Source organism: Pseudomonas sp. 05N434 (genome assembly GCF_056396965.1).
In genome coordinates this window covers 1-2,752 of the sequence record NZ_JBFTMK010000621.1, presented here as the reverse complement: position 1 = coordinate 2,752, position 2,752 = coordinate 1, and the positions used below count along the sequence as shown (strand labels likewise).

Sequence of the window (2,752 nt, the reverse complement as noted above, 5' to 3'; positions counted from 1 at the left end):
TCAGAGCGGCGTGCGGCGCTTCGTGATCGCCGGCGGTGAAACTTCGGGCGCGGTGGTTCAGGCGCTGGGCGTACAACTGCTGCAAATTGGCGCGCAGATTGATCCGGGTGTGCCGGCAACCGTCAGCAGCACCGATGAGCCTCTGGCCCTGGCGCTCAAATCAGGCAACTTCGGTGGTCGGGATTTCTTCAGCAAAGCGCTGAAGCAACTGGCCCAGACCGGAGGTGCGCAATGAGTAATGAAAACGCCCTGCGCGAAGAAATCTGCGACGTTGGCCGCAGCCTGTATGAGCGCGGTTACACCGTCGGCAGCGCCGGCAATATCAGCGCACGGCTGGACGATGGCTGGCTGATCACGCCGACCGATGTCTGCCTCGGCCGCCTCGATCCGGCGACCATCGCCAAGGTCAATCTGGCTGGCGAATGGGTGTCTGGCGACAAGCCGTCGAAGACATTGGCGTTGCATCGCCAGGTCTACGACCGCAACCCGAGTGTCGGTGGTGTGGTGCATACCCATTCCACTCATCTGGTGGCGTTGACGTTGGCAGGTGTCTGGCAGCCGAACGACATCCTGCCGCCATTGACGCCCTATCAGGTGATGAAAGTCGGGCATATCCCGTTGATCAGCTACCAGCGTCCCGGCTCGCCAAAGGTGGCCGAACAGGTCGCACAACTGGCCAACAGTGTTCGCGGCGTGATGCTCGAACGGCTGGGGCCGGTGGTCTGGGAGAGTTCGGTGTCCAGAGCCAGCTACGCCCTGGAGGAGCTCGAAGAAACCGCGCGGTTGTGGCTGATGAGCAATCCCAAGCCCGAACCACTCGATCAGGCAGCACTGGACGAGCTGCGAGCGGCTTTCGGTGTGCACTGGTAGGGCGCTGAAGTTTTTTAACACGATAGACCGATAAAGCAGGCCTTGTTCGGGAGACGCGCAGTGACTCCCACGACCCCGGCTTGCCTGAAAAATACAATAACAAGAGGACATCCAGGCATGACTCACCTTCACTGCGGCATTTTCAGACCCGGTTGCAGCACCCTTGTGTTCGCCCGGCGCGGAGGGCTTGTGAAATGAGCCCGTTAATCCTGATGGTTACCGCGGGGCTAGGGATCGCTCTGTTGTTGTTTTTGGTGCTCAAGTACAAGTTCCAGCCGTTCGTGGCGTTGATGCTGGTGAGCATTCTGGTGGCGCTGGTGGCCGGGGTAAAACCGGCCGACCTGGTCGCCACCATCGAAGGCGGCATGGGCAAGACGTTGGGCCATATCGCGATCATCATTGCCCTGGGCGCGATGATCGGGCGGATCATCGAACTCTCCGGCGGCGCCGAGGCGCTGGCCAAGACGCTGATCAGCCGTTTCGGCAATCGACGCACGCCGCTGGCGCTGACGATTGCCGGGTTCATGGTCGGGGTGCCGGTGTTCTTCGAGGTCGGTGTGATCATCCTGATGCCGCTGGCCTATGGCGTTGCCCGCAGTGCACGCAAGCCACTGTTGGTGTTTGCGTTGCCGATGTGTGCTGCGTTGCTGACCGTACACGCCTTCCTGCCGCCACACCCCGGCGCGGTGGCCGCTGCCAGTCAGTTGGGTGCCGACCTCGGTCGCGTGCTGATGTTCGGTCTGCCGATCACCGCGTTCCTCTGCTATGTCGGTTACCGCGTGGCCGGGCGCATGACCCGTCGGGTGTACCCGATGACCGACGATATCCGCGCCGAAGTCTATGGCCCGCATGTCACCAACGAAGACCTGGTCGCCTGGGCCAATGGCAACGGCAAGAGCGCTGAACGAGCTGCCGTGGCCGCGTCGCACATGGGCCTGGAAGAGTCCACCAGCGCGATCGTTTCCAAGTTGCCGCCAGCACCCGCGCCGGGTTTTGGCATGATCGTCAGCCTGATCGCGCTACCGATCATTCTGATTCTGCTGGGAACACTGTCCAACTCGTTGCTGCCTGCCGACTCGGTCCTGCGCGGCATCATGACCGTGCTCGGTGCGCCATTGGTGGCGCTGCTGATCGACACCTTGCTGTGTGCCTGGTTGTTGGGGTCGCGTCGGGGCTGGAGTCGTACCCAGGTGTCTGACGTGATCGGTTCGGCCTTGCCAGGTGTGGCCATGGTGATTCTGATTGCCGGTGCCGGCGGTGTGTTCGGCAAGGTGCTGGTGGATACCGGCATCGGCGCGGTGGTCTCCGATTTGTTGCGCACCACCGGTCTGCCGGTGCTCGCGCTGGGCTTTCTGCTGACCATGCTGTTGCGTGCGGTCCAGGGCTCGACCACGGTGGCGCTGGTGACCACCGCCGGCATCATCAGCCCGCTGATCGCGACCCTCAACCTCACCGCGAATCACATGGCGCTGCTGTGCCTGGCCATGGGCGGTGGCGGGTTGGCCATGTCCCATATCAACGACGCCGGTTACTGGATCTTCACCAAGCTGTCCGGGTTGAACGTGGCCGACGGCCTGCGTACCTGGACCGTGCTGACCACCTTGCTCGGCACGCTGGGTTTCGGTATTACCTTGCTGATCTGGCCGTTTGTCTAACCTTCTGTCCAAGGAGCTACCATGCCTCGTTTTGCTGCCAACCTCAGCATGCTCTACCCTGAACATGAGTTTCTGGATCGTTTCGCCGCCGCGGCCGCCGATGGTTTTGAAGCGGTGGAATACCTGTTCCCCTACGACTACAGCGCCCAGGAACTCAAACAGCGCTTGAGCGATAACGGCCTGGTGCAGGCGCTGTTCAACGCACCGCCCGGCGATTGGGCGGCAGG

At 62.2% G+C, this 2,752-nt stretch carries 3 protein-coding genes and 1 pseudogene; all 4 read left to right on the top strand.

The window, feature by feature from the left end:
- Positions 1-235, top strand: a 235-nt coding sequence (locus AC1DLB_RS26985) for a nucleotide-binding domain containing protein (protein WP_477786002.1), incomplete at its 5' end; no start/stop codon positions are given.
- Positions 232-870 (top strand): 3-oxo-tetronate 4-phosphate decarboxylase, encoded by a 639-nt coding sequence (otnC, locus tag AC1DLB_RS26980; protein WP_007941469.1) that lies wholly within the window; start codon positions 232-234, stop codon positions 868-870. The genes AC1DLB_RS26985 and otnC, both read left to right, overlap by 4 nt.
- A gap of 194 nt (positions 871-1,064) precedes the next feature.
- Positions 1,065-2,525, top strand: coding sequence for a GntP family transporter (locus AC1DLB_RS26975; RefSeq protein WP_018928934.1), 1,461 nt, complete (start codon positions 1,065-1,067; stop codon positions 2,523-2,525).
- A gap of 21 nt (positions 2,526-2,546) precedes the next feature.
- Positions 2,547-2,752, top strand: a pseudogene (locus AC1DLB_RS26970) (hydroxypyruvate isomerase); the annotation flags it as partial.